Genomic DNA, 24,620 nt, shown 5'->3' with positions numbered 1-24,620 from the left:
CTAACGTTCGGACGATAACTTAACCATCTTAACTTAGCAATAACACGAACATTCATTTATAGGAAAACTACGAGGGTTGTAGCGACCCAATACTAAATTTACTAGAAATAGGTCAAAATGTTTCACGTGAAACAAAAATTCGGAACCCCATCATCATGAGATTCCGAATTTTTTAGATTGCTTTAAATGTTCCCCGCATCAGCCAGTGCATGACTTGCGGTAACTGTTGATTCCATAATGGCCAATCATGCCGTCCTGGCAATTCATGCCAACTGAATTGATCTCCAAACTTTTCGGCTAACCGTGGTTTGAACGCAACATCCATGTCACGTAACATGTCCTCACTACCGGTAGTCATTAGGACTCGCAGTGATGGCTTCTTAGCCGGTAATTTATCTAGAAGATAGTCTAAACTAACTGGTGAATCAGTCAAATGAGCCGGTTCAAAGACCCCATCAAAGTCCGGCATTAGTGCCGCTTGATCTGTCCGAAAACGGGTTAAATCAGTCACCGGTGACAGGGCTGCCACCGCCGCAAAATGGTTAGGCATTGTCAAAGCCCAGCGTAGCGCACCGTAGCCCCCCATCGAATTACCCGCCACAAAATTTTGAGCAGGATCGTCACTCAATGGAAATATAAATCGAAGCCGTTCTGGTAGCTCCTGGGTCATAAATGTCCAATAATGCGGCCCCTTAGAGATATCGTTATAAAAGCCGCGTTCAGTTTGTGGCATGACGACTGCCACTCGGTATTGGGTCGCCAACGTTTCAATGGCGGTCTGTCGAATCCAAGTTGTTGCATCGCCCCCTAAACCATGCAATAACCAAATCACTGGCAATAATTGATGCCCACTACTGAAGTCGGCTGCCACGTTTCCAGCTGGATCTAACGGTTCTGGTAAAATCACTTGAACCGTCACCGATCGCCGTAAAATATTCGAATAGAAATTATTACTGTGAATAGACATGAGCTTGCCCCCTATATTTTATACTACTTAATTGCCTAACTCTTTCTATAAATATATTCGAATAAATTATGTCATATTTAGTTAACAAATACAACTAAAGGCTATTTTTCGCTGATAATCGCGTCAAAAAAGCCAGTAAAACTCGGTTGAAAGCAACTGACTGCTCTGCCATAACTAAATGACCAGCAGCCGGTATGACGACCGCCTGACCATTGGCGGCCAACCTAGCAGTGGCTGCCGCAAACGCTGGCCTGAATAAAGGTGACTGCCCGCCAGCAATGAGTAATAGTGGGCACTGTAGTTTGGCAACAGTTGGCCGCCAATTTTTCGTCAAATGGCTAAGCAACGATGGCGCCATTTGCCACTGGTGAAACGGACACTCAGTTTCGATGGCAGTCACCAATGCTGCGGTATCCTGATCCGTCGGCTTAAATCGAGCCATGCCCCACGGTCGTTGTACGTATTTAGGCAGGGCTGACCACTGTAATGGCTTTAAGCCATATCGCCAGCGACAACTGTTGAGCGCTTGTGGTGGTTGATCAACATCGACCACAGCCTGCACATTTTGTTCCCCAAATTGCGCCAGATACGCAAAACAGGTTCCCGCACCTAGTGAGTGTCCGACCAACACCGGCCGTTTCAAGGCCAGTAATTGAATCAATTCATGGACATCCGTCGCGCGACGCTTCAATGACTGGCCTTTGATCGTGCGTTCCGAGTGCCCTTGACCCCGACTGTCTAAACTGATGACCCGGTAACCGGCAGCCACCAGTACTGGAACTTGAGCCCGCCAGATTTCCTTAGGCACGCCAAATCCGGCCAATAAGATGATTGGTTGGCCGTTGCCATGATCTGAATAAGCCAACGTCACCCCATCAGAAGTAAGCAATCGCATTTCAACGCCCCCTCTTTTATATAGTTGACTAGTTAGTCAAAATCATCCGGATCTAGTTTGTTGAGCTGCGCAAACCAAGTTTGATTCTGCGCCGTAACTGCGATACTGTCACTGGTCGGCGCCAATAAACTAGCTACTTTCACCCAATCCAAACCAGTCGCCGTCTGAATACTCGTTTGTAACTGACTAATTTGGGCGGTCGTTAGTTGTGAAAGCTGTTGCTTATTTTGACCAAATAAGCCTAATAACGCATTAACCGCTAATTGTTGGCTAAGTAACTGTTGCCACTGTTCAGTCGATAAGGGTTCGACTAGACGCAATCGTTGTTGTAGCGGGACCGCTGGCACCTCTTTCGCCAAGAAGGCCTGAAGATCTGCCCACGCTTGATCCACAATGGCATAGCCTTGCCACGGTAACTGTAAATTAAACTGTTGCAACGTTTTCGTCGTGATCTCGGTCACAGACCAATTGGACGTTGGCGTTGCGAGTGCTAACCACTGTGTCAAAAATTGCTGCATCGTTTTACGAACCACTGGCCGTTGCTGTTTACCACGGGTGAGATGGTAGCGTACTAGCAAAAACTCAGTAACTGCGGTCGGTTCAATGATACGATCTGCCTGAACTTGATGACGTTGTTTAAGTTGCCGCACACGTTGCCGCCGACTTGATTTGGCATAATGCCCTTGCTTAACCATTTAGAGCCCTCCGTTTCAAATAAAGTTATAACCCATTTTACCGCAGAAAAACGCGAAAGAAAAAACACCCACCAGTTAACTGATGAGTGCATCATTTAATCGTCCGTTTTCGCTTGACGATACTTGTGAAAATAAATCATGGTCATAATCGCTAAAAAGACGACCCCGACGAGAATCGAATATCGCGTTTCTGGATTGATAAACATGAAAACTAACGTCAACGCCAAAAAGGCAAGCGTTAAGTAGTTGGAATATGGTGACAGCGGCATCTTGAAAGGATGATTGACCATCTTGGCCGCATTTTGTTTCCGGAACTCAATCTGGCTAATCAAAATCACGACCCATGGGACCATCCCAGGCAAGACACTGGAACTGTAGACCATGACGAAAATCTCACTGGCATCTTTAAAGAACATCGGTAAAATCACGTTTAACACAACGCCAATTAAGATTCCGGCCGAAATTGAGATAACGGCATAAAATGGCACCCCATGACGATTCAGCAACGTCATTCGATGCGGTAACTGTTTGTTTTCAGCTAACGTATACGTCATCCGACTCGCACTGTAAATACCAGAATTAGTCCCGGACAATGACGCCGTGATCACAACAAAGTTAATGATCGAAGCCGCCGCCGTGATCCCAATCTTGGCAAAGGTTTGTACAAATGGTGAGCCAATTTGACTGAGCTGATCCCAAGGGTAAATGCTGACAATCACAAAGATTGCACCCACGTAAAAGATCAAAATTCGAGCAACGGTCGATCGAATCGCTTTGACCAACGTGCTCTGCGGATTCTCGGCTTCACCGGCTGTGACCCCAATCAACTCGATCCCTTGATATGACGCCAAAACGATGGATAACGCAAATACGAAGCCTTTCACGCCACCGGTGAAGAAACCACCATGTGACCACAAATTGCTAATCCCAATCGGCTGACCATGATTCCCAAAGCCAAATAGAATCAGACCCAACCCAGCAATGATCATCAAGACAATGGTAACGACTTTAATCAATGAGAACCAGGTCTCAAGCGTCCCAAACATCTTCACTGAAATCAGGTTGGCAACCGCTAGAAAGACAATTGCAATCAATCCCGGAATCCAATCCGGTAGATTAGGCCACCAATAGCGGCAATACCCGCCCAAGGCAATCATTTCACTCATCCCGACGACCACGAATTGAAAAATATTACTCCAAGCCGTTAAATAGCCGAAAACAGGATGTATGTACTCCGACGCAAATTTCGCAAATGACCCTGTATTCGGATCCACATACAGCATTTCGCCCAATGCACGCATGATCAGGTATAAAAAGGCCCCTGAAACCACGTACGCAATCAACACGGACGGTCCGGTCCACTTGATGGTCGAGCTGGACCCCATGAACAGGCCAACCCCAATCGTGCCACCTAATGCAATCATCTGCATTTGGCCCGTACTTAATTTTCTCTGCATAGCTTTCTCTCTTTTCATTAATTCAAAGAACATCTTGCAAGTTGTCGCAAGTTATAACATCCATCTTAGCTAAAATTTCACTGTGGCGCAAATGATAATTTTCTAATAGAGTCACGCCGACTAGGGTTTTAACAACAATTTAAGCTATTAGATAGAAGTTTATCAACATATCCTTTCGTACTTGTAACCGTTATACTATAGGAAATAACTCAAAGTGAGGACGATTTTCATGGCAAATTATATTAAAGAAATTCGCGCTTTAGTCGGCCATAAACCTTTAATTCTAAATACAGCAGCCGGTATCTTAGTCAATGACCAGCAAGAAGTCTTACTCAATCTTAGAACCGACACTCATAACTGGAGTTTACCAGGCGGCTATCTCGAATATGGCGAAACTTATGCCGAAGCCTGTGTGCGTGAATATAAAGAAGATAGCGGCCTTGATGTCAAAATTGTGGCCCCAATTGGTATTTTTGATAAGGGTGAAACAGTCTACCCCAATGGTGACGTCGTTCAAACCATCACTGAGCTTTTCCTAGTCACCGCGATTGGTGGCCAACAGTTGCAGCACGCGACCGACGAAACCATCAAGTTAGCCTATTTTGATTTTGACAACTTACCACCATTACTCAATCAACAAACAGCTGATACTTTAGTTGCAGCCAAAGCTTTCCTCAAACGCTAATAAAAAAGCAGTGACCAAAGCTAGGCCACTGCTTTTTTATTTTGACCGATTAGTCTACATCATTCCAACTGTCTAAAAATAAAGTCAGCCAGTCCAGCTCTTCCGAGGGTGCCAGCCGTTGTGGATGCTCCGGATTTTCAATAATCGCTATGCTTGAAATCGCAGTTAACGGCACTTGTTGTAATTCAAAGCAATCAAAATTGTAAAATGCCAGCCACGCAATTTTAGGACTACCATCCTCACCTAAGGCCTCGCTGAACAGCTGACAAGGATAGACCGGTAAGCTAATCATGCCACGATCTGGTGAAAAGTAACGTAAGGTACTAATTTCGTGATAAATCGTCGCATGAATTACCGTTTGTAATAAGTCTTGATCAACATCAGCAGTACTTCCAGCCACTAACTGCACACAATCTTGGTAGCTCGACAAGGCATGGTAAGTCTTATCGCCTAACACGCCGCGAATTTTCGCAATTGTTAAATCGCTCACGCTCGGTGCCAGTTCTCGCCCACCTTGGATATTCGGCCGTGGCGAAACTAAGAGTGCGGCCAATTCCGTCTTAGTCAAACTCAGTTGCTGATGTTCCGCCGTTTGTGCAGTGTATGGCAGCCAAACATTTGCTTTAGGATAGTGTAAAGCCAGTCGCATCGCCCGTTTAACTTGTAACGCACCAAAGGGCACCCAACTCACGACAAAGCTAGCCGTTTGATGTGCTGAGACTTGATTAACTCGGTAAAAGGCCTGTGGCACCGTGACATCGGCAATAAAATTATCATTAGCCGCTAGATACGTTCTGGCACTAAGGCCAACGACGTAAAAACTGTCAGCGTTAGCTAAAACAACTGCTTGCTCAGTCTGATTTTTCCACGTGTCCACGACGTTTGCGGCCGCACTTAGGCTACAAGTGACTAAGCTTTGATCTGTGACCGCCGACCAATCTGGCGTCACTAAATAACGTTGTGTCACGTTGAAACGGTCATCGGGTGTCAACCACGGCGTCAATGGCGTTAACTGATAGGTCAACGGCTGACCATTACTTTTAACGATTAAATTTCCGAGTGGTGTCATCAATAACTGTTTTGGCAAGGCGGCTGGCCCTGACGTTACTTTTTGCGTCAACTGTTGTTGGATCCGCAAAGCCGGGTTGTCAGCGACTCCCGTAACCCGATATAAACGCACCTTTAATTTTTGTGCTTGCTGATCAAGCTGACAAATTTCACCATATAAAACGGCCCCTTGGTCCAGTAGCTGAGCATACGGCTCATTTTGATGCCGTGACAAATAGCCTAAACGCGCATGTGACAACGTCCAAACTGAGATTGCATGCGCATCATACTGATTATTGGCTTCGCGTTGTAACAAAACGGTCATCCCATCGGCCAAATCAGCCAAGGTCGTTTGAATATCAGTCACATAGTGCTCACCAACGACCGCAACACATGCCAATTCTTGGTCTTGTGTCTCAGTAGTCTTATCCGTTTCAAATTCAGCTATCTGAACAATTTCTGACGTTGCGATAATTTCGATCTCAGCATCCAGCACTAATTGTTTCACTAAACAGTGCTTACCTTGATCAATAACCGCCAGAATCTGATACCGGATTCCTGCCTGCGTCAAAACTTGCATCCCCACTGCAAAAGTCATTCACTCCCACCACCTTTATCTTTTTGTTTAATTATAGCCCAGCAACGCTAACCAATGAAAGCCTTATCAGCAGTCTTCTAAAAAAGCGTCAATTCCAGTTGCTTTCTGAAATCAACGCTGAGTAAATTTAGTTTAATTTTGATAAATAACGAAAAACCTGTTGCCCCGCTTGACGGCCAAAAACCACCGTTTCCGCAATCGAGTTACCACCAATGCGATTATTGCCATGTAAACCGCCCGCAATTTCACCCGCGGCGTAAAGTCCTGGGATCACTTGCCCAGTCTTGGCAACCACCTGAGTCGTGGGCTTGATTTTGACGCCACCCATCGTGTAATGAACGGCTGGTGCAATATGAATCGCGTAAAACGGTCCGGTCGTTAGGCCTTGCGTCATCCCAGTCGTCCGGCCATATTCAGCATCATTCTGATCAGCCACCGCTTGGTTCCAAGTCGCGACGGTCGTCGTCAAAGCATTAGCTGGTAATTGCAATTTGGCCGCGAGTGCCGCTAAAGTAGTACCGGTTTGGACTAGCCCAACTGAATCATAAAAATTAATTGCTGGCACCCGGTCGCGAACTGCTTGATCCAAAATCAAATAAGCATGCTTAGTCGGTAACTGATCAATCGCAGCAGTAACGGCCTTTCTAGTCGTCAATTCGTCGACAAAGCGTTGCCCCTCATCGTTAACCAGAATGGCGCCTTCACCGCGGACTGCTTCACCAATTAAAAAGGCGTGCGGTGTATCTTGTTGCACCGTGGGATGTACTTGAATCTGCGCCATATCGACTAATTCAGCCCCAGCCTGCTCAGCCAAGCTAATTCCATCGCCAGTTGCGCCTGGCTGATTGGTCGTCTTGTAGTCCTTCAATTCTGGGCGATACTTGGCAATCAGTGCTGGATTAGCGCCAAAACCACCCGTTGCCAAAATAACTGCTGGTGCGTGTAACTGACGTGATGAGCCAGTTGGTAGCTGGATAGTGACGCCATTGACGGTTCCGGCCGTTTGCAATAATTCTGTGACCGTGACTTCCGTGAATAACGGAATTTTTTCAGCCGCAACCACCTTCAACAATTGTGTTACCAAGAACCCACCAATTGGTGCTAAGCTGCTTGGCCGATGGGTCCGTTTAACACTCATCCCACCGGTAATCGTCAAGTCATCTAAGTCAATACCATGTGCCGCCAACCAATCAATAGCTAAGGCCCCGTGTGAAGCAAAGTAGTCTAACATGGCAGGGTCATTTTGTTTCCCACCACCGACAAAAGTTTCCTGATAAAAGTCCGCATAACTATCCACAACATGGTGTTTTAGTTGAACTAAAGTCTCCGCGGCATTCATACCGGACGAAGCCCGCGTCGTGTTACCCCCAATTTTGGGCATTTTTTCTAAAATGACTGGTCTTAGTCCTAACTCGTGCGCTTGTACGGCACTCACTAAGCCAGAACTACCAGACCCGATAATGATCACATCATATTGATCCTGTAAGGTATCCAGCGGTGTTGCTTCAAATTGAAACTTGGCCATGAAAATCCCCCATCCCTTCACTAAATCCGTGTGGCACATCGACTGTTTCACGTGAAACATTTTTGCTAAGTCCTATTCTACTGGTTCACTCTTCAAATAAACAGCCTAAAGTCAAAAAACGGCCCTGACACAGGGTCAGAGTCGCTTTGATGAACTCATTATTTCCAATAAGCATACCGGTATAACGCATCACGTAGCAACGTGAAATGCACGCCACCAACTTTAGAACTAATTAAATGTGCTGCCGATGTTTGATATAACGGCGTGACCCCTTGCTTTGCCGCAACTAGTTTTGCCGCTTGCTGCATACTCTGATAACGGGCCACTTTCGTTTGGGTGCCTGCCGTAATCGTTGCAATCAGCTTTTCATAATCAGCATCTTTGAATTTCCCAAAATCAACTGAATTCGTGACCGAAGCCTTATTTAAGAAATCGATTGGGTCCTGAAAATCGCTCGACCAAGCTAAAGTGGCAAAATCAAAATCGCCTTTACTCAAAGTGGAAATTTCATTCGTTAAAGGTACTGATTTCACATTAACTTTTACCCCCGACAAGTTCTTTTCAATCGCCGCCTGAATGAACTCGGCGACCGACTTGTTGACATCATTATCATTTGTCAGCAATTGTAAGGTAATCGTCTTTTTCCCTAAACTAGCTTGCGCCTTTTGCCAGTACGCTTTCGCCTTGGCTGGACTATAAGGATATAAATTACCGGTATCCGCATTAAAGTCCTGACCCGTACTTGGATTCTTTGTATTACCCGTTGGTACCAGTGACTTCGCCGGGGTTGACCCATCCTTCAAAACATCCTTAACCAATGACTGGCGATTCAAAGCATAGCTCACGGCGCGCCGTAAATCCGCATTCTTCGTAATAGGTCGCCGATTGTTCCACGGCATGAAGTATAGCTGGTTAAGTTTGGTCGTAGTTAACGACTTTTTCAAAGCACCCTGTTGCGCATTAGCGACTTGGGTCCCCGTGATTTGAGTGACTTGGACAGCGTTGCTTTCAAACAAATTTTGCGCCGTGCTATTCGTCTTGACCGTTTCAACTTTCACTGTCTTGAGTTGAACCTGATTTTTATCGTAATAGTTGGGATTCTTGACGTATTTCCAGGTATCACCGGTGCCATCCCAACTTTTTAACACGTAGGGACCGTTTGACAACGTTTTAGCCGCCGAAGTACCATATTTATTACCATACTTTTCAGTAAACGCTTTGTTTAAAGGATAAATTTCTGTGGCGAGCCGATAGTTAAAATACGGCACTTTTTGCGTTAACGTCAACTGGAGCTGATACTTTCCTAGTGCTTTGGCTCCCAACGTCTTGACGGCCTTTTTTCCAGCCGTGATTGCCGTCGCATTTTTGATCTCAGCAACATGCCCAACTTCTTGAGACTTCGTCGTTGGGTCAACTTGTCGCTGTAAGGAATAGACAAAATCAGCTGCCGTCACAGGCTTGCCATTCGACCACTTGGCATTATGGCGTAGGGTAAAGGTGTACGTTTTACCGCCATTCGTTGGTTTGACTACTTTCGTCGCAATCGCTGGAATAATTTTTCCTTTTTGATTGGTCGTATAGAGTCCTTCCATGACTTGAGCAATCGCCGCTTGACTCGCGATATCGTCAGCTTTATTTGGATCCGCCGTCGCAATCGCCTGCGATGCGGTGACCGTCAAAGTCTTGTTATTAGTTTTCGGCTTTGAACTCGCTCGATTCCCACAGCTCGCTAAAACTAACCCTAAAGTAACCAATCCAATGCCGCTTAACCACTTTTTTGTTTTTTTCATTCACAATCCCCGTCAATCTTCGTTATGACTTACCGCAATAAATTTAGCAAACAGCCGTGCCATGACTGGATTAACTGCTTGCATTTCTTCTGGATGCCACTGGACCGCTAATTGTAGCCCACCGTTTGTGGCTTCAATCGCTTCAATGACGCCATCGGGTGCAGTTGCAACCGCCTTAAACCCTGGTGCAATTTTGTGTAATGTCTGATGATGAAACGAATTGACTGTTAGTGCCGTCTCGCCTAGAAAATCAGCCAAGGTAGATGACGGCGTCACTTGGACATGATGCATCCCATAAGCTGGTAACTGCGCCTGCAAATGCTTGATAGTCCCCTGGCCCGTCGGCATATAAGTCAAATCCTGATAAATCGTCCCACCGTAACAAACGTTTAAAATCTGTAAGCCGCGACAAATACCAAAGATCGGCTTATGAGCCGCATGCACGGCCTTGATTAAGGCCAGTTCATACGTGTCGCGTTGCGGATCAATCCCACCTAATTTTTCCAGTGGCTCCTCACCATACTTCAATGGATCAACATCCTGGCCACCACAGAGCAAGAGCCCATCGATCAACCCAACATAGCGATCAATCGTAGCTAATGTCGTGGTGACCGGCAGCATCAATGGAATCCCCCCATTATCTGTAATCGACTGTAAATAAACACGATTAACGTAATCTCTTTGTCGGCCGGGAAACATTTGACTGTCCACGGCTAAAGTTCCTGGTGCGACCCCAATAATTGGTTTTGTCATTTTAAACAACCTCTCTCTTTTCTTTTTTTGCCGAGAAAAAGTCCCTGTACGCAATAAATGCATACAGGGACGATTGGTTTCGCGGTACCACCCCGAGTTCATGGCAAACTAGCCACCTCAGCGGCACATGAAACCATGTGCCAAGATGATAACGCGTCCCCACGGACTAATGCTTTTAAGTTAGTCAGCACTCCAAGTTCATCTTCGGCCAAATTAAGAAGCTACCCTCACACTATCAGTAGTCGCTACTCTTCATCCTTTGGCTTACTCTTCTCTTCAACGTACCAGTTTTAAATTAAAAAATAATGGCGATTTGATTAGTTACAGATTAAGTTTAATTCAACTAAAAGTCAACTATAAAGTTACTTTGCGGCTTAAAATCAGTTCGTTATCGGTATTGATTATTCATACCAATTCGTAACTATCTTGCAACTATTTCCCGGGAAATAGTCAGCCAATAATAATTAATGAGTCGTCGCTTGCAACATTTTTTGAACTGTTTCAGCGATATCGGTACTTTGAGTTAACAATGAAATGACTGCCGACCCGCTCGCGCCCGTCTGCGCAATTTCAGGTAATTGGTCTTCAGTAATGCCACCAATTGCCACAACTGGATGTCGTGAAAGCTGGACCAACTGTGCCAAGCCAGCCAACCCGATTACTGGACCAGCATCTGCTTTTGACCCTGTTGGGAAGACCGGGCCACTGCCAACATACGATAATTGTGCCAATTGATTAGCCTGCGCGACCTCGGCCGGTGTTGAGCAAGAGAGACCAACAAATAGCCGATCCGCCACTCGCGACAACACTTGTTGAATCTGCTGATCACTTCGGCCAACATGAATGCCATCTGCATGCAACGCGATAGCTAAATCAACATCATCATCGACAATAAAAGGTACCCGATACGTAGAACACAACTGATGCAGCTTTTGACCAACGGCTAATCGCGCTTTTGCTGTTAAGTGGCTCGCCCCTTTATCCCGAAATTGGAAAGCCGTAATTCCAGCACGTAACGCTTGCGCCACGACCGTCGTGAGTTGGCCTTCAGCAACATCTTGAGAACCACAAACAAAGTAAGCTTGTAATTGCGTTGGTGAAAACTTAATTGTCATGACGGCTTACCTCATCACTTGGTGTCGCCCAATGATTCAACGGGCCATGACCATGTCCCACTTGAATCGTTGCTTGGATGGCTGCGGTCACATAGGCCTTAGCCGTTTGAATCGCAGTTGCCATTGGCACACCTTTCGCTAATTCAGCCGTCAGACAAGCGGATAACGTATCGCCGGTACCATGTGTCCGAATTGTCTCAGTCCTCGGCGCAGACAACCAAAACGAGCTGCCATCTGCTAAAAGTACAAAGTCCGCCGCCGCTTGTGGATCAGTGACGTGACCACCCTTGATAATGACATTTTTTGCGCCCAGCTTTTGAAGCGCCACCCCAGCAGTAACCATGTCGTTAGCATCTTTGATTGCTAAGCCAGTTAAACGCTCAGCTTCCGGCAAATTGGGTGTCACAACGGTTGCTAGCGGAATCAACTCTTTACGAACAGTTTCAATCGCATTATCCGCCAACAAAGGGGCGCCCCCTTTGGCAATCATCACTGGATCAACGGTTAGTGGCCCAAAGTCATATTTTTGCAAGGCTTCGGCCACCACATGAACATGTTCTGCATCAGCCAACATCCCTGTCTTGCACGCTTTAATTGTAAAATCTGACGCAATTGACCTAAATTGTTCATTAATCAGTTTCGCTGGCAAGGCCATAAAATCCTGAACACCAATCGTATTCTGTGCAGTCACCGCAACAACTACCGCCGTACCGAAAACATGCCGTGCTTGCATCGTTTTTAAATCAGCCATAATTCCAGCGCCACCACCGCTATCCGTACCAGCAATTGTTAAAACTTGTGGAAACTCAGTCATTAATGTCACCTTTCTTTAGTCCACTACGGCAATCTTGTTAATCTCCTCAGTGGTAATTAAATGTAATTTATCGATGAGTTCAAAGGCAAAGGTTCCCGGACGATCAGCGGTCATTTGTTTTGCCACTAACTGACCCGTCGTTGCTAAGACTAAACAAGCGGTCTGAGCCGCATCAAAGTAATCCGTCGATTGAACTGCCGTAAAAGCTGCCACCAGGCTTGAAAGAAGATCACCTGAACCAACGTGTAATTGAAATAATGGCGTACCATTGTGAATTTGGCTTACTTTTTTCCCATCTGTAATAATATCGGTCGCACCAGAGAGCACAACGATGCAGTCATATTTCAAGGCACAAGTTTGGGCAATCTTCACCAAATCACCGGCGCCACTGCCCGCATCGATTCCTTTCGACTGCCAATCACTGCCGGCTAAGGTCGCAATCTCACCGGCGTTTCCACGAATTACTGCAACTTTGACCTGCTGAAGTAGCTCAACCGCGGTCTGATAACGATAGTTACTTGCACCCACTGCGACCGGATCAAAGACAACCGGCTTTTGCTGCTCATTGGCTAACTGACCCACAACTTTCATCTGCGCGACCTGTGTTTCAGTCAAAGTGCCAATATTGAGACAAACCGAACCGGAAATTTTAACAAGGTCTGGCGCTTCCAAGGCTTCGGCCGACATAATTGGTGAAGCACCAATCGCATTTAACCCGTTGGCAACGTCTTGAACCGTCACAAAATTTGCAATCGTTAAAACGATGGGTTTATCTGTACGTAACGTTTCTAGCAAATTTAAGACCATATTGAAACCCTCCCCAATCTAAAAAAACCACTCATCCAATTTTCATTGAACCAGTGGTTGCTAATTTGACTCAGCATCGACACTTTCCCTACGCGAGTCTGGACTCACAGGTTCAAAGGGATCAGCAAGCACATTGCCATCTCAGCCCGTCTATGGACACCCCTAGTGTTTATTCGAATTATCCTAAGTGTAACGGCTGTAAGCGCTACCGTCAACTCACAATAATTTCAAACAATCAGACTAAACATTGATTAACCGCCCTAAACTTTGCTATGATTAAGTTGAACCTTTATTCGGTTAATTCTTATTTTTCCATCATTAGAGTTAACTAACACTGTCCATCAAGGTGACATTATCTATGATGATGCAATTGATGACTTTATAATTGAGGAGTGGAGAATTTGATTAATCCAAATGGTGCTGTTCATCGTGGCTGGAATCGCCGAGTTGTTACTGGTAAGACTTTAGCCGAATGTGATGAACGTCTTGTCACATATTTAAACGATCAAGATTATGGTTCTGGCGAATTCGTCGTTTTGCATGAAAACGATGGTTCCAACCAAAATACTGGTTATGATTTACCTGATGGCGATAATTGCTATATTAGTTTCTTAATCTATAACAGTCGTCTTTAATATACTATAAGGCCCAGCTGAGTTTTCTATCCAGCTGGACCTTATTTATTTAGCATCAAAGATTTGATCTATCAAAGATTAACAATAGCTACTCGTTCAAAAAATCAGCATATGATAATTTTCAAATTAACGGCTTGACAGATTAAAACGACTAGCTGTACACTAGGTTCAACTTAAATATCGTCCTTATAAACCAATGAGGTGGAGATCAAGATTATCGTGCCCGCACAGAGAGTCATCGTTGCTGAGAGTATGGCCGAACGCAGGTAATTAAATGGACCACCGAGGGCTTTTCCGAAATTTCGAGAGTACGAAAAGACGTGTGACATACGTCAGTTGTCAGGAGAATGTTAGTTCTCTATGGAGCAGGAGCGCATATCAGGTCAAGTCGACTTGAGTGGGCTCAATTAAGGTGGCACCGCGGTTTACTAACCGTCCTTATCGCAGCATTGGCTGTAATTATAAGGACGGTTTTTTTGACTTTAAAACGGGGTGAATTAACATGATCCAGCTACGATGGCAAAGCTTACTGATTTTTCTAACCAATACTAAAATTATCTTTGGAGGAATTAATCATGAGCTTTTTAACACACAAAAAATCTTTAATACTCGGCGGCAGCCTAATTCTAATCGGGGGAATCGGCTTCACGATTCATGCCAACGCGCAACCTGCTAAGCACCATGCCAATCAAAGCATTAACCTGTACGAAAAAACAACTTTAACCAGCTTAGATGCTTCAAAAATTACCGATAGTGTCTCCAACTCGGTCCTCAGTCAAGTGGATGAAGGCTTATATCGACTCAACCAAAATAGTCAGCCGGTCAATGCCTTAGCCACTAAGACGACCGTTTCCAAAGATGGCAAGACCTATACCATTAATTTGAAGCATAACGGCCGCTGGAGTAATGGTGATCCCGTCACTGCTAAAGATTTTGTTTACTCTTGGAAACGGACGTTGACCCCCAAAACCAAGTCAGAATTCACTTACCTTTTCACTAACATTAAAAACGCCGATGCCATCGCGGCAGGCAAAAAAGCGCCAGAAACGCTGGGTGCCAAGGCCATTAACAACTACCAATTAAAAATTACGCTGAGCAAACCTGCTTCTTACTTCAAACAGGTTCTAGCTGGCGTGACTTTTTACCCAATCAACCAAAAATCGGTTCAAAAATATGGTCAAGCCTATGGGACCTCCGCCAAGAAAACAGTCTACAATGGCGCTTTCAAGCTGAGTGGCTGGACTGGTACCAATGATAGCTGGACCTTAACTAAAAACGCGACTTATCAGGCTAAAAAAGCTGTTAAGCTGAATAAAATCAATTATCAAGTCATCAAATCAGGAACAACCGCTTATAACCTCTATCAAGCGAATAAATTGGATACCGTCACCTTAACTGGCGAACAAAATGTCCAAAATAAACAGAATTCTGAACTCAAGACCCTTTCAGCTGGTCAAATTGGTTTCATTCAATATAATCAAAAGGATAAAACTGCCGCTAATCGTGACTTGCGGACTGCCATTTCATTGGCCATTAATCGCCAGCAATTGACCAAAACCGTTTTAGAAAATGGCTCCGTCCCTGCTAAGACTTTTGCAGTACATAACATGCTTAAGAATCCGCGCAACGGCCATGATTTTGTTAGTGATGCGACCGTTAAAGGAACCGCTTCTCTCGATTTAGTTCAAGCCAAGCGTTTGTTCCAATCAGCCAAAAAGCAGTTACATCAGAACAAGCTTTCACTAACCATTACTTGTGGTGATGATGATACCACCCATCAAGCAGCTGAATTCATTCAAGGCCAACTCACAAGTCATTTGAAAGGCTTAAAAGTTAGTGTCCGTGCAATGCCATTCAACGCAATGCTCACAAAAGTTTCACAAGGTGACTTCCAACTCAATTTGACGAGTTGGAGTATGGATTTCGCCGACCCTTCACAGGCCTTGATGATTTTAACCTCCCAAAGTAATTCTAATATGGGACGTTACACCAATAAAAGCTTTGACCAAGCAATGGCTGCAGCTGACGGTCAAGATGCCATGAACACTACAGCCCGATACCAGGATCTCGTTAAAGCAACCAAAATTGCGATGCAAGATCAAGCCGTGACCCCATTGTACGAAGGTGGTTCAAACGTACTGATCAAGTCAAACCTAAAGGGTGTGTCCATCAATAAATTCAGTGGTGTCATGTCTTATCGCACTGCTTACGTGGACTAACAACTATGAATTAGGCGCCAACGGCTTAAAACCGTTGACGCCTTTTTAATTCAGCCAATTCGTTTTAAAAAATAGATGGTACTGAGCCCTTTTATCGGTACATCAGCAATTTCACCAAAAACTTCATACCCATTTCGGCGGTAAAAACCAGCCGCCTGATTAGAGCGAGTCGTCAATATCACGGTGGTCACACCATGCTCACGCGCCCAGTCTTCAGCATTTTTCAATAACTGAGTACCCGTACCACTTTTGCGACAATGACTACTAACAGCCAACTGTGCAACAAGCAACGATTCAAATCGTTGTGCCGCAATCAAGCCGCCGACCAGTTGATCATCAAGATACGCGCCAAAAGCAATCTGCTGACTAACTGGTTCATGGGAAACTAACCCATTGTCAGCCCGTTGTTCAGCGAATAGCGCTGTTAGTAATGGTTGGACTGTTGCCAGTGAATTTTCCTTAATAACAATCATTAAACTAGCCCCGCTATCCGCTAAAAGCGCAACGTCCCTTTGTCCTGACCCAGGCCTGGATCAACATATAGCTCTTTAAGCTTAAGCTCAAACACAACTAGCTTAGGCCCAATTAAGTCCCAGACAGTTTGATAATTTGGAACTGTCTCTAGATACCGTGGTAATAAGTCGGCCATTGTCTTTTCAGAGCGTTTTAATTGCACATGCTGTGCTCGAATATAGGGATTACCAACTGCTCCATCATTAGGGACAGAAATCAAGGCAACATCAGGTTGCTGCGCATAAGTTGCTAGTGCGGCACTATTCTTCACTGATGAGAAGAATAATACATCTGGTTGTTCTGGATACCAAACAAAATTAACGATCTTCACATCTGCCTGATTATCTAAAGCCGTACTTAGTGCAATTTTATTCGTCATTGCGATGACATGTTGCAAAATTGTCAGATCCATTTTCAGAGTGCTCCTTTAACTAATCGATAACCTTAATTATACGCTTCTTTAGTTCTTAATCAAACGTATGTTCGTTTTTATTTTAATCTTTTGTGACTGGATCAAGTCAATAAAATGCTGTGCAATTAACGATAACTGATTTTCCTGCCAAATGACTGCAGTCGGCCGGATTAATTCTGGCACCGCTAAAGTTTTCACCTGTAATTGCGTCGTTTGAATCAAATCTAGCCAATCTTGTGGAATCAAAGCGACTCCAATCCCTTGATTTGCCAACCTTAGTAGTGTTAACGGATTATCAACCTGTGCTAAAAAGTTAGGTTCAAAACCGGCATTTTCACAAAGCTTCGTCACCAAGTCCACATGATAATGATGGACGAGTAACGCTTTGTGCTTTAAAGCGACAATTGGTTGTGCTTTATTTTTAGTCAGCCCAGTTAGGTCACGACCCACCATCACAATTGGGACACTGGGCAACTCCAATCGCTGAAAATTTGGCAATAAATTTGTCGCACGGCTAATTCCCAAATCGATTCGTCGTTGTCGCAGTAGATCCGGAATTTCACTACTATCATGCTCTTCAATTAAGAATTGAACCTTAGGGTAACTACGATGATATTGTGCTAGCCACGCCGGAATCAGCCCATTATTGATTGAAGTGATCACACCAATTCTCAATGTTCCCGCTTGACCATCACCAACTGAAGTAATTTCATGTAAAGACTGTTGACGTAATTCTAATATTTCCTGCGCTCGTTGCTGTAAAACACGACCAGCTGGTGTAACGGTCATTTCGCGAGTGGTTCGTTTGAGTAACGTGACGCCCAACTCATTTTCCAACTGCTTTAACTGCCGACTAAGGTAAGGCTGAGCAACATGTAGTTTTGCGGCTGCTTGCGTCATACTTTTCAAGTCAGCAATCGTCAAATAATATTCCATTTGTTTGAAATCCAACGATTTAACCTCCTCACATCATTGATAACTGTGACACGTTAGGAAATACTACTTAGGACCATCTGTTTAGTTACCATATAATACCTTACTCTCAAATGAATAACATCAAATTTGCTTAACCGCTTTCATAAATTTTGAACTATGATCTACTTAAGAAATTGTTGTCTTCGATCTTCTTACTATTATTTATAGTATTAGAAACAACTTCAGAATCACAATTGAGATGCCATCATTGAAAAAGCTACCACATAAAATTTTATGCGGTAGCTTTTTAGTCTAAATGTTTCACGTGAAACATACTAGTGTTCATCCAACCATGCAGAAATTAACGACTCATACTCAGCAATCAATTGTTCTTGTTCCACAAAACACTTTAAAACATGGATAGAATCTAATTCCTTGTGCAATACTGGGTTGCTAATTTGTAATTTTCGGCTACGTTTCAAATCAGCTTTACCCAACTGCGTCAACCACTGAAAAACATTAATTGGCGATTGAATCGCTGTAAAAGTCTCGATTGGCGTGACATTTAACCGGCTAAACAAGTAATCAGCCATTTGAATTCCTCGACTATCAAGGTCCCCAATGTACGTCAGCTTGACTTGGCGCTGCTCCAGTGACTGGACGATTGCCAAATAAGCGGTATTAAAGTCATTACCCGCCTGATTAATCAACGGCCAATCTGGATGTCGGTGTAATAACCAAATGAACACCCCGTTATTTTCCACAATCACTGCACGCTTGGCTGCTAACGGAAATGATTGCATTGACTCTGTTTGCCATGGATTAAGCGTCACGGGTTGTGGCAAGTCAGTTTTAAACACATTGGCTGCTGTAAAAGTGGCCCCAATCAGCTTTGCTGACAATTCATGTAATGGTTGCCCATCGAAACAGTTTGTGAGTACCCATTGATAATACTGATAAACTTCTGGATCTTCATGGGGGTCATTTAACGCATGCGCCGTGAAGCCTAAGTCTACAGCTTGCTGTCCCCGCGGTGGCAATGGCTTGCCAGTCGCAATATCGGCAAAAAGTGGCTCCAATTGTTTGGCATGACTAGAAACAACCCGATTCTTTTACTGTTCATATTTTTCACGATAAGGCTATAAAAGTCTCACGAGTCCAGCTAACGCTTTAAGTTGAGATAACACTCAACGGAAATAACTATTTTGAGACGGTTCGTGTCCCAACTAAATTACTTAAAATAACTGCCACAATAATAATGATGACCCCGACAATCTGGATTATCGCAACCTTTTCGTTCAGTAAAATGAACGCAGCCACAATTGAAGCTGGTAGTTCTAGTGACGAAAGGACCGGCCCGACGCCCAGAGCCAGTTTCGGCATAAAGACTGAATAACAGGCTAGTGGAAATATCATCGAAAAGAAGGCCGTAATCAAGCCCCATTTAACCGCAGCCAACGTCATCGGCACCGTCACTAACTGTGGCCCCCAAGCAATCACGATCATAATCAAAGCCCCCAGACATAGCAACCAAGTCTTACTTACAGGCGCTAACTCATTGCCCAAGCTCGCCGTAAACTGCAATGTACAGGCATAGGCGATTGCAGCTAGAAAGCCCAGCAGTAAGCCCCATGGTGATAAAGTTTGCTCAATTGGAAATAATCCCGCTGCGAGGGCTGTCCCGACTAAGACCAGGACGATACTGACAACTTGACGTCGAGTTGGCCAGCGATGTTGGCGGATTGCACCCAACAAGACTGACAACCAAACCGACTGCATGAGCATCACGGCCGCAACTGCGACGGGGATATAATGTAATGCATTAATATAGAACGTATTCGTAAAACCGGAAGCCGTCCCAGCCGCTAGCACCGCTAAAATTTCTCGATGCGTCACTGGCTGTTGCCGCAATGGCCGCCCGTGAATCAGCTGTAACAACGTTAGGATGACTGCCGCGCCCAGAAACGACCAGAACAACAACGGTCCGTTGGCGACACCTTCACGTCCAGCCAATTTGAACAATGATGCCGGAATCCCATAACTGATTGCCCCAAGCGCCACAAATAATGGCGCAATTTTCTTCAAATTCACTCACCTACCTTAATTAACCCTGGAGTCGTCGCCAAATAAGCCAAAATTTCAATTGACGACACCCCCAACGCCATGCGATAATACTCACGGTGCCAAACCATGATGGGGGTACGCGATCGGCGCGCAAGCGTTCAGAAGGTCGCCGCACCTCATCAAGAAGACCGCCTGACGTAACTGCGTCGAGCGGCCTTTTTTACAACCTTTTTTCGAAATAACCAATCGTCATCCCAGGTTGCAGAACTTCACAACGGTCTGGCAATTGCTGATAACCAGCACGCTGGTATAAATGCACTAATTTGGGTTCCTCAATAATGGTGTCCAGCTGCCAACAAGTAACCAGTGGAAAATGGTTTTCTAAAGCGCTTAACATCAATTTTGCCAAACCCCGATTTTGATATTCTGGCAAAATTAACAAGGGTGAAATTCGCATCGTGGTCGCCGACTGAGCCAGCAATCTAACCATCCCTACGCGACAGCCGTCAACCTCAAAAAAATCATATTCAGTCTCAGCTTGCCTAGCCTTTTCAGTCAGCGATGTCAGTGTTTCTAAATAAGGTGTCGTTTCGACATCATGATAACGGTCAAACAATGGTTTAAATGCCAACTGATACATCCGCAAAATTTCTGGTAACTCTGTCGGTGATACTTGCATAAAAGCCGTTTCAGTCATCTAATCCCCCCCTAGTCTTGTTGTGCCAACCAACTTTCCAGCCGTTTAAAGTACGCCGCTGGTTCATCAATGAACGCCATGTGTCGACTATGGGCAAATAAAGTCCAGTCGGCATTTGATAAATGATCCACCATCGTTTTAGCAATCAAAGGCGTACACAGATCGTTCACCCCACTCGTCACTAATGTTGGCGTGCTAATTTGAGCTAACTTTTCCGTATAATCATAGTCCCGTAACGTCCCAGTTGGGCAATACTCATTCGGCCCCCACGCTGTTTCATAGGCAACAGTGCCAGCATGCTTGGGACGTCTCAAAAATTCGGGCGACGCCGCTGTAACTGGTCCCGCCGCATATAACTGCATAAAGTGATCATTGGCTGCCTGATAGGCTGGTTCGCTAAAGTTCCCTGTTGCTTCCGCTTGGGCAATCGCCTGCTGTTCGGCCAATGGCATGGTTTTAATCAAACGATGTTCTTCTTGCGCCCATAATTTTGCCGAGGAGAGCGTACTAGCCAAAATCAAGCTCTGAATTCCTGCCGGCTGATGGTCGCACAGATAAATAATCGCCAACATGCCACCCCAAGATTGACCCAGCAGATGAACTCGCTTTAGCCCCAAATAAGTCCGTAGCGCTTTTAACTCAGCAATCCAAGTCGAAGCCTGCCACAAACTTTTATCGTTCGGCATTGAAGACTCACCACAACCCAATTGATCGTACATCACAACTGGTCGGCCAGTCTGTTCAGCCAAACGGTCGAAACTTTCAAAATAATTATGTGTTGACCCTGGACCACCATGTAATAACAACAATGGCGTTAGCTCACTTTTTAAGTCACCAACGATTCGATAATAAGTTTGATAACCGCGAAATGGTAAATATCCCGTTTGAACTTGCATCTTGCTCAGCCCCTATCGCTTTTCATACCATTACTTTATAACAATTGTCGTAGTTATGCTAAGCTAAACCTAATCATTTCAATGGAAAGAAGTTGTCCAAATGAAGATCATCATTGCTCCGGCCAAGAAAATGATTGTCGACACCGATACATTCAACTATCAGGCGCTACCGCAATATCTTGACCAAACCAGAAAGTTGCTCGCACAACTGCAACAACTCTCCTACGCCGAGGCCAAAGCCCTGTGGCATTGCAGTGACAAACTCGCTCAGCCAAATTATGCCCACTTGCAAAAACTCGATTTAACGCGGCAACTAACGCCGGCACTACTGAGTTACAGTGGGATTCAATATCAGTATATGGCACCAGACTTATTTACCGACGCTGGTCTCGAGTACGTTCAAAAAAATTTACGGATTTTGTCAGGTTTTTACGGCATCTTACGGCCATTCGACGGGGTCGTCCCTTATCGCCTAGAAATGCAGTCTAAACTTAAAATTAACGCTAACGGGAGCTTATATGATTTCTGGGGGCCACAGCTCTATCAAGCTTTGACTCCCAAACCAGAACCCATTATTAATCTCGCTTCAGAAGAATATGCCAAAAGTATCCGACCTTACTTAAAGTCAGCGCAACCTTTCATCAACGTTATTTTTGGCAGCCTGGTCAACGGCCAATTAAAAGTTAAGGCCACCTTAGCCAAAATGGCCCGGGGCGAAATGGTTCGCTTTTTAGCTGAAAATCAGATAACTGAACTTAGCGACATTAAACGCTTTGACCATCCGCATTACCAATTTGAACCAAATCGTTCTACCGCTACCAAACTAGTCTTTATTCATCACGACTAAAAAAGCCGGCTCTCGCCAGCTTTTTTTAATCTAGTCACTAATCACCAATAACGATTTGATGGCTTTACGTTGATCCATCGCTTCATAAGCGGCTTGAATATCAGCCAACTTGAAACGTTGGGTAAAGACTTTTCCGGGGTGAATCTCACCTTTCAAAACCGCAGCCAACAAAACTTGGCGATCATCAGTCGTTACCGAAGCAATCCCGCCACGTAGCCCAATGTTCTGCCAAAATAAATTATTCGTGTTCATTTCAGCCTTTTGTGGTACGCCAACGCGACCAACAACGGCGCCTGGCCGACCGACTTTGACCGCAGTATCGACGGATAATTCTGTACCGACACATTCCAAGACGGCGTCAGCACCCGCACCATTAGTTAATTCATGAACTTTTTTAATCGCGTCATCACCACGTTCGGCAATGATGTCCGTGGCACCAAATTCTTTGGCTAAGGCTTGCCGATCAGCATGCCGACTCATCGCAATAATTCGCGTCGCACCTAATAGCTTGGCCGCAATCACCCCACAGAGACCAACGGCACCGTCACCCATGACGACCACCGTGTCACCGGCCTTAACTTCAGCGCTTGTTGCTGCATGATAACCAGTTGCCATAACATCGGAAAGCGTCAATAAATCATTTAATTGAGTATCCGTATAGTCAGCGGGTTGACCGGGAATCTTCACCAATGCCCAATCAGCATTTTTAAAACGCAGATATTCCCCTTGATAGCCAACAATCTCATCATCAGTCTTGTTTAAACAATCACCATCAAAGCCAGCTAAACAGGCTGCACAATGACCGCACCCATGGGTAAATGGCGCAATCACAAAATCACCGGGTTTAACATTGGTAACCGCCGTACCGACTGATTCGACAATACCAATCGCTTCATGACCCACGGGACTATTCGCTTGGCGCTTAGAAATGCCACGATACCACCAGAGGTCTGATCCGCAGACACAAGCCCGTACGATTTTCAATACGGCGTCAGTCGGTTGCTTGACTTGCGCCTTGGGTAAGTCTTGAACAACCATTTTTCCAGGTTCGACAAATACTGCAGTTTTCATCACTACCATCTCCAAATTCATTTAGTTTAATTGTAACGAGTTAGCACTAGCCCGTCGAGAAAAGTTAATTATCCTAACAATTGTAGCCTACCCCTTAAAGTGGACTTTAAGGCAAGCCTTTTAAAAAATTGAGTTTGTTTCACGTGAAACATTTTAGCGTATAATTAGCTCAACTAGATAGGAGACCTCATGATGAACCCAGAAACCTTTTTCGAACAAGCTAAATCAGTATTGAATCTGCCTGCGACAACTACCTTACAAAGCGCCTATCAATTCGGCGTTGATGCGGACGACCTTGCCAAGCTAGTTTTGACTGGCATCAAAACCGCTACGACCAGCGCGTATGATTTATATGAAACTGATGAACCATTGCCGCAAGCGGGCGCCTATGACGTCATCTTGAATAGCCAAAATGACCCCATCTGTGTGACTAAGACGGACTCAGTCGAAATCAAAGCTTACGCGGCAGTCGATGCTGACCATGCCTATCACGAGGGCGAAGGTGATCGTAGTTACGCTTATTGGCGTCAGGCCCATGACACCTTTTTCAAACAAGAATACGCGTCAGTTGGTCAAAAGTTTGACCCTAATTCCGCATCAATGGTTTTAGAAAGATTCCATGTCGTTTATCCAAACTAAAAAATAAGAAGTACTAACCTGACAATAAAGGTAGGTTAGTACTTCTTATTTAGAAACCTGATTGTTCCACTAACATACCTTGTTGGATATACTTTATAATCTGTGGATCATCATAAGCCACTGTTCCCGTCTGTAAAGCCAAGTACACTGCCAAAGCTTTACAGCTTTCATCAGTTAAGGTCAACGTAATTCCGTGTTCTGTTAACTCGTCATGTTGATTATATAAAAAAGTTTTCCAACAAACAGATGAATTTAGAGGGTCAAAACACACTTCAAATGCCGATTCTTCTTCAATACTTTCTGAAAAGTATTGAACAGACTTTGTTAATGTTCCCTTTAAAAACTCTTGGCACAGTTTTGCAAGTGAATTTGCATCTGGCCATCCCCAGAAGCCCCTAAAATGATAATTTAAATTATCGTTGATAAATATCTCACCACGAAATTCTTTTAAATTATCAAAATATTCATCACTATAGCCATAATGATTATCAATTAATTGCGTTCGAAACCGCAAATAAATGTCTTCAAGATTTAATACTAACTCCATTTTTTATTTCTCAAATA

25 protein-coding genes and 1 riboswitch are annotated in these 24,620 nt (G+C 44.6%); of the genes, 5 read left to right on the top strand and 20 right to left on the bottom strand.

What is annotated here, in order from left to right; all coding sequences use genetic code 11:
• Positions 1 to 172: 172 nt before the first annotated feature.
• From FFM70_RS01520 to FFM70_RS01505, 4 genes are all read right to left on the bottom strand, one after another.
• Positions 173 to 967 (bottom strand): alpha/beta hydrolase, encoded by a 795-nt coding sequence (locus FFM70_RS01520; protein ID WP_137615093.1) that lies wholly within the window; start codon positions 965 to 967, stop codon positions 173 to 175.
• A gap of 94 nt (positions 968 to 1,061) precedes the next feature.
• The gene (locus FFM70_RS01515) at positions 1,062 to 1,862 is read right to left on the bottom strand and encodes an alpha/beta fold hydrolase (protein WP_137615092.1); all 801 of its coding nucleotides are present in this window, start codon (positions 1,860 to 1,862) and stop codon (positions 1,062 to 1,064) included.
• Positions 1,863 to 1,894: 32 nt separating this feature from the next.
• On the bottom strand, positions 1,895 to 2,557 hold the full coding sequence (locus FFM70_RS01510) for a hypothetical protein (protein ID WP_137615091.1): 663 nt from the start codon (positions 2,555 to 2,557) through the stop codon (positions 1,895 to 1,897).
• A 95-nt stretch (positions 2,558 to 2,652) separates the two neighbouring features.
• Positions 2,653 to 4,014, bottom strand: coding sequence for an amino acid permease (locus FFM70_RS01505; RefSeq protein ID WP_137615090.1), 1,362 nt, complete (start codon positions 4,012 to 4,014; stop codon positions 2,653 to 2,655).
• Between the two features lie 229 nt (positions 4,015 to 4,243).
• On the opposite strand from FFM70_RS01505, the gene FFM70_RS01500 reads away from it, so the two are divergent.
• Positions 4,244 to 4,699 (top strand): NUDIX hydrolase, encoded by a 456-nt coding sequence (locus tag FFM70_RS01500; protein ID WP_137615089.1) that lies wholly within the window; start codon positions 4,244 to 4,246, stop codon positions 4,697 to 4,699.
• Positions 4,700 to 4,748: 49 nt separating this feature from the next.
• Here the strand turns inward: FFM70_RS01500 and FFM70_RS01495 are convergent, their stop codons facing one another.
• From FFM70_RS01495 to thiM, 7 genes are all read right to left on the bottom strand, one after another.
• Positions 4,749 to 6,344, bottom strand: a complete 1,596-nt coding sequence (locus FFM70_RS01495) for an HIRAN domain-containing protein (RefSeq protein WP_137615088.1) — start codon at positions 6,342 to 6,344, stop codon at positions 4,749 to 4,751.
• 127 nt (positions 6,345 to 6,471) lie between these two features.
• Positions 6,472 to 7,869 (bottom strand): flavocytochrome c, encoded by a 1,398-nt coding sequence (locus tag FFM70_RS01490; RefSeq protein ID WP_137615087.1) that lies wholly within the window; start codon positions 7,867 to 7,869, stop codon positions 6,472 to 6,474.
• Between the two features lie 158 nt (positions 7,870 to 8,027).
• Positions 8,028 to 9,659, bottom strand: a complete 1,632-nt coding sequence (locus tag FFM70_RS01485) for a peptide ABC transporter substrate-binding protein (protein ID WP_137615086.1) — start codon at positions 9,657 to 9,659, stop codon at positions 8,028 to 8,030.
• A 12-nt stretch (positions 9,660 to 9,671) separates the two neighbouring features.
• Complete coding sequence (locus FFM70_RS01480) at positions 9,672 to 10,412, bottom strand: gamma-glutamyl-gamma-aminobutyrate hydrolase family protein (RefSeq protein WP_137615085.1); 741 nt, start codon at positions 10,410 to 10,412, stop codon at positions 9,672 to 9,674.
• A 464-nt stretch (positions 10,413 to 10,876) separates the two neighbouring features.
• Positions 10,877 to 11,527: a thiamine phosphate synthase gene (gene thiE, locus FFM70_RS01475; RefSeq protein WP_137615084.1), complete on the bottom strand. Its 651-nt coding sequence runs from the start codon at positions 11,525 to 11,527 to the stop codon at positions 10,877 to 10,879.
• The gene (thiD, locus tag FFM70_RS01470; protein WP_137615083.1) at positions 11,517 to 12,341 is read right to left on the bottom strand and encodes a bifunctional hydroxymethylpyrimidine kinase/phosphomethylpyrimidine kinase; all 825 of its coding nucleotides are present in this window, start codon (positions 12,339 to 12,341) and stop codon (positions 11,517 to 11,519) included. The genes thiE and thiD overlap by 11 nt, the downstream gene beginning before the upstream one ends.
• A gap of 15 nt (positions 12,342 to 12,356) precedes the next feature.
• Positions 12,357 to 13,148 (bottom strand): hydroxyethylthiazole kinase, encoded by a 792-nt coding sequence (thiM, locus tag FFM70_RS01465; RefSeq protein ID WP_137615082.1) that lies wholly within the window; start codon positions 13,146 to 13,148, stop codon positions 12,357 to 12,359.
• A 67-nt stretch (positions 13,149 to 13,215) separates the two neighbouring features.
• A riboswitch (TPP riboswitch) is annotated at positions 13,216 to 13,322 on the bottom strand.
• Positions 13,323 to 13,549: 227 nt separating this feature from the next.
• On the opposite strand from thiM, the gene FFM70_RS01460 reads away from it, so the two are divergent.
• Together FFM70_RS01460 and FFM70_RS01455 are read left to right on the top strand one after the other, a co-directional pair.
• A complete protein-coding gene (locus tag FFM70_RS01460; protein WP_137606803.1) occupies positions 13,550 to 13,783 on the top strand; it encodes a hypothetical protein in 234 nt (77 codons plus the stop codon).
• Between the two features lie 575 nt (positions 13,784 to 14,358).
• The gene (locus FFM70_RS01455; RefSeq protein WP_137615081.1) at positions 14,359 to 16,002 is read left to right on the top strand and encodes a peptide ABC transporter substrate-binding protein; all 1,644 of its coding nucleotides are present in this window, start codon (positions 14,359 to 14,361) and stop codon (positions 16,000 to 16,002) included.
• A gap of 50 nt (positions 16,003 to 16,052) precedes the next feature.
• On the opposite strand, the gene FFM70_RS01450 is transcribed toward FFM70_RS01455, so the two are convergent.
• The 7 genes from FFM70_RS01450 to pepI all read right to left on the bottom strand — a co-directional run bounded on the left by FFM70_RS01450 (position 16,053) and on the right by pepI (position 21,499).
• Positions 16,053 to 16,475, bottom strand: coding sequence for a GNAT family N-acetyltransferase (locus tag FFM70_RS01450; protein ID WP_137615080.1), 423 nt, complete (start codon positions 16,473 to 16,475; stop codon positions 16,053 to 16,055).
• Positions 16,476 to 16,495: 20 nt separating this feature from the next.
• Positions 16,496 to 16,927, bottom strand: a complete 432-nt coding sequence (locus tag FFM70_RS01445) for a pyridoxamine 5'-phosphate oxidase (RefSeq protein WP_137615079.1) — start codon at positions 16,925 to 16,927, stop codon at positions 16,496 to 16,498.
• 48 nt (positions 16,928 to 16,975) lie between these two features.
• The gene (locus tag FFM70_RS01440; protein WP_137615078.1) at positions 16,976 to 17,878 is read right to left on the bottom strand and encodes a LysR family transcriptional regulator; all 903 of its coding nucleotides are present in this window, start codon (positions 17,876 to 17,878) and stop codon (positions 16,976 to 16,978) included.
• 299 nt (positions 17,879 to 18,177) lie between these two features.
• Positions 18,178 to 18,921 carry a DUF2399 domain-containing protein gene (locus FFM70_RS01435; RefSeq protein ID WP_137615077.1) on the bottom strand — a complete coding sequence of 248 codons (744 nt, stop codon included), beginning with the start codon at positions 18,919 to 18,921 and terminating at the stop codon, positions 18,178 to 18,180.
• Between the two features lie 121 nt (positions 18,922 to 19,042).
• Entirely contained in the window at positions 19,043 to 19,927 is an 885-nt protein-coding gene (locus FFM70_RS01430) for a DMT family transporter (RefSeq protein WP_137615076.1), read from the bottom strand.
• A gap of 199 nt (positions 19,928 to 20,126) precedes the next feature.
• The gene (locus FFM70_RS01425) at positions 20,127 to 20,603 is read right to left on the bottom strand and encodes a GNAT family N-acetyltransferase (RefSeq protein WP_137615075.1); all 477 of its coding nucleotides are present in this window, start codon (positions 20,601 to 20,603) and stop codon (positions 20,127 to 20,129) included.
• A gap of 11 nt (positions 20,604 to 20,614) precedes the next feature.
• A complete protein-coding gene (gene pepI / locus FFM70_RS01420; RefSeq protein ID WP_137615074.1) occupies positions 20,615 to 21,499 on the bottom strand; it encodes a proline iminopeptidase in 885 nt (294 codons plus the stop codon).
• 100 nt (positions 21,500 to 21,599) lie between these two features.
• Between pepI and yaaA the strand changes: the two genes are divergently transcribed.
• Positions 21,600 to 22,346: a peroxide stress protein YaaA gene (gene yaaA / locus FFM70_RS01415; protein ID WP_137615073.1), complete on the top strand. Its 747-nt coding sequence runs from the start codon at positions 21,600 to 21,602 to the stop codon at positions 22,344 to 22,346.
• A 30-nt stretch (positions 22,347 to 22,376) separates the two neighbouring features.
• Here the strand turns inward: yaaA and FFM70_RS01410 are convergent, their stop codons facing one another.
• Positions 22,377 to 23,417, bottom strand: a complete 1,041-nt coding sequence (locus FFM70_RS01410) for a zinc-dependent alcohol dehydrogenase family protein (protein ID WP_137615072.1) — start codon at positions 23,415 to 23,417, stop codon at positions 22,377 to 22,379.
• Between the two features lie 192 nt (positions 23,418 to 23,609).
• On the opposite strand from FFM70_RS01410, the gene FFM70_RS01405 reads away from it, so the two are divergent.
• The gene (locus FFM70_RS01405) at positions 23,610 to 24,056 is read left to right on the top strand and encodes an ASCH domain-containing protein (RefSeq protein WP_137615071.1); all 447 of its coding nucleotides are present in this window, start codon (positions 23,610 to 23,612) and stop codon (positions 24,054 to 24,056) included.
• A 49-nt stretch (positions 24,057 to 24,105) separates the two neighbouring features.
• On the opposite strand, the gene FFM70_RS01400 is transcribed toward FFM70_RS01405, so the two are convergent.
• On the bottom strand, positions 24,106 to 24,603 hold the full coding sequence (locus tag FFM70_RS01400) for a hypothetical protein (RefSeq protein ID WP_137615070.1): 498 nt from the start codon (positions 24,601 to 24,603) through the stop codon (positions 24,106 to 24,108).
• Positions 24,604 to 24,620 lie beyond the last annotated feature (17 nt).

This window comes from Lactiplantibacillus nangangensis, from assembly GCF_005405065.1.
GTDB classification, from domain to species: domain Bacteria; phylum Bacillota; class Bacilli; order Lactobacillales; family Lactobacillaceae; genus Lactiplantibacillus; species Lactiplantibacillus nangangensis.
This window is presented reverse-complemented; position numbering and strand designations above follow the sequence as displayed.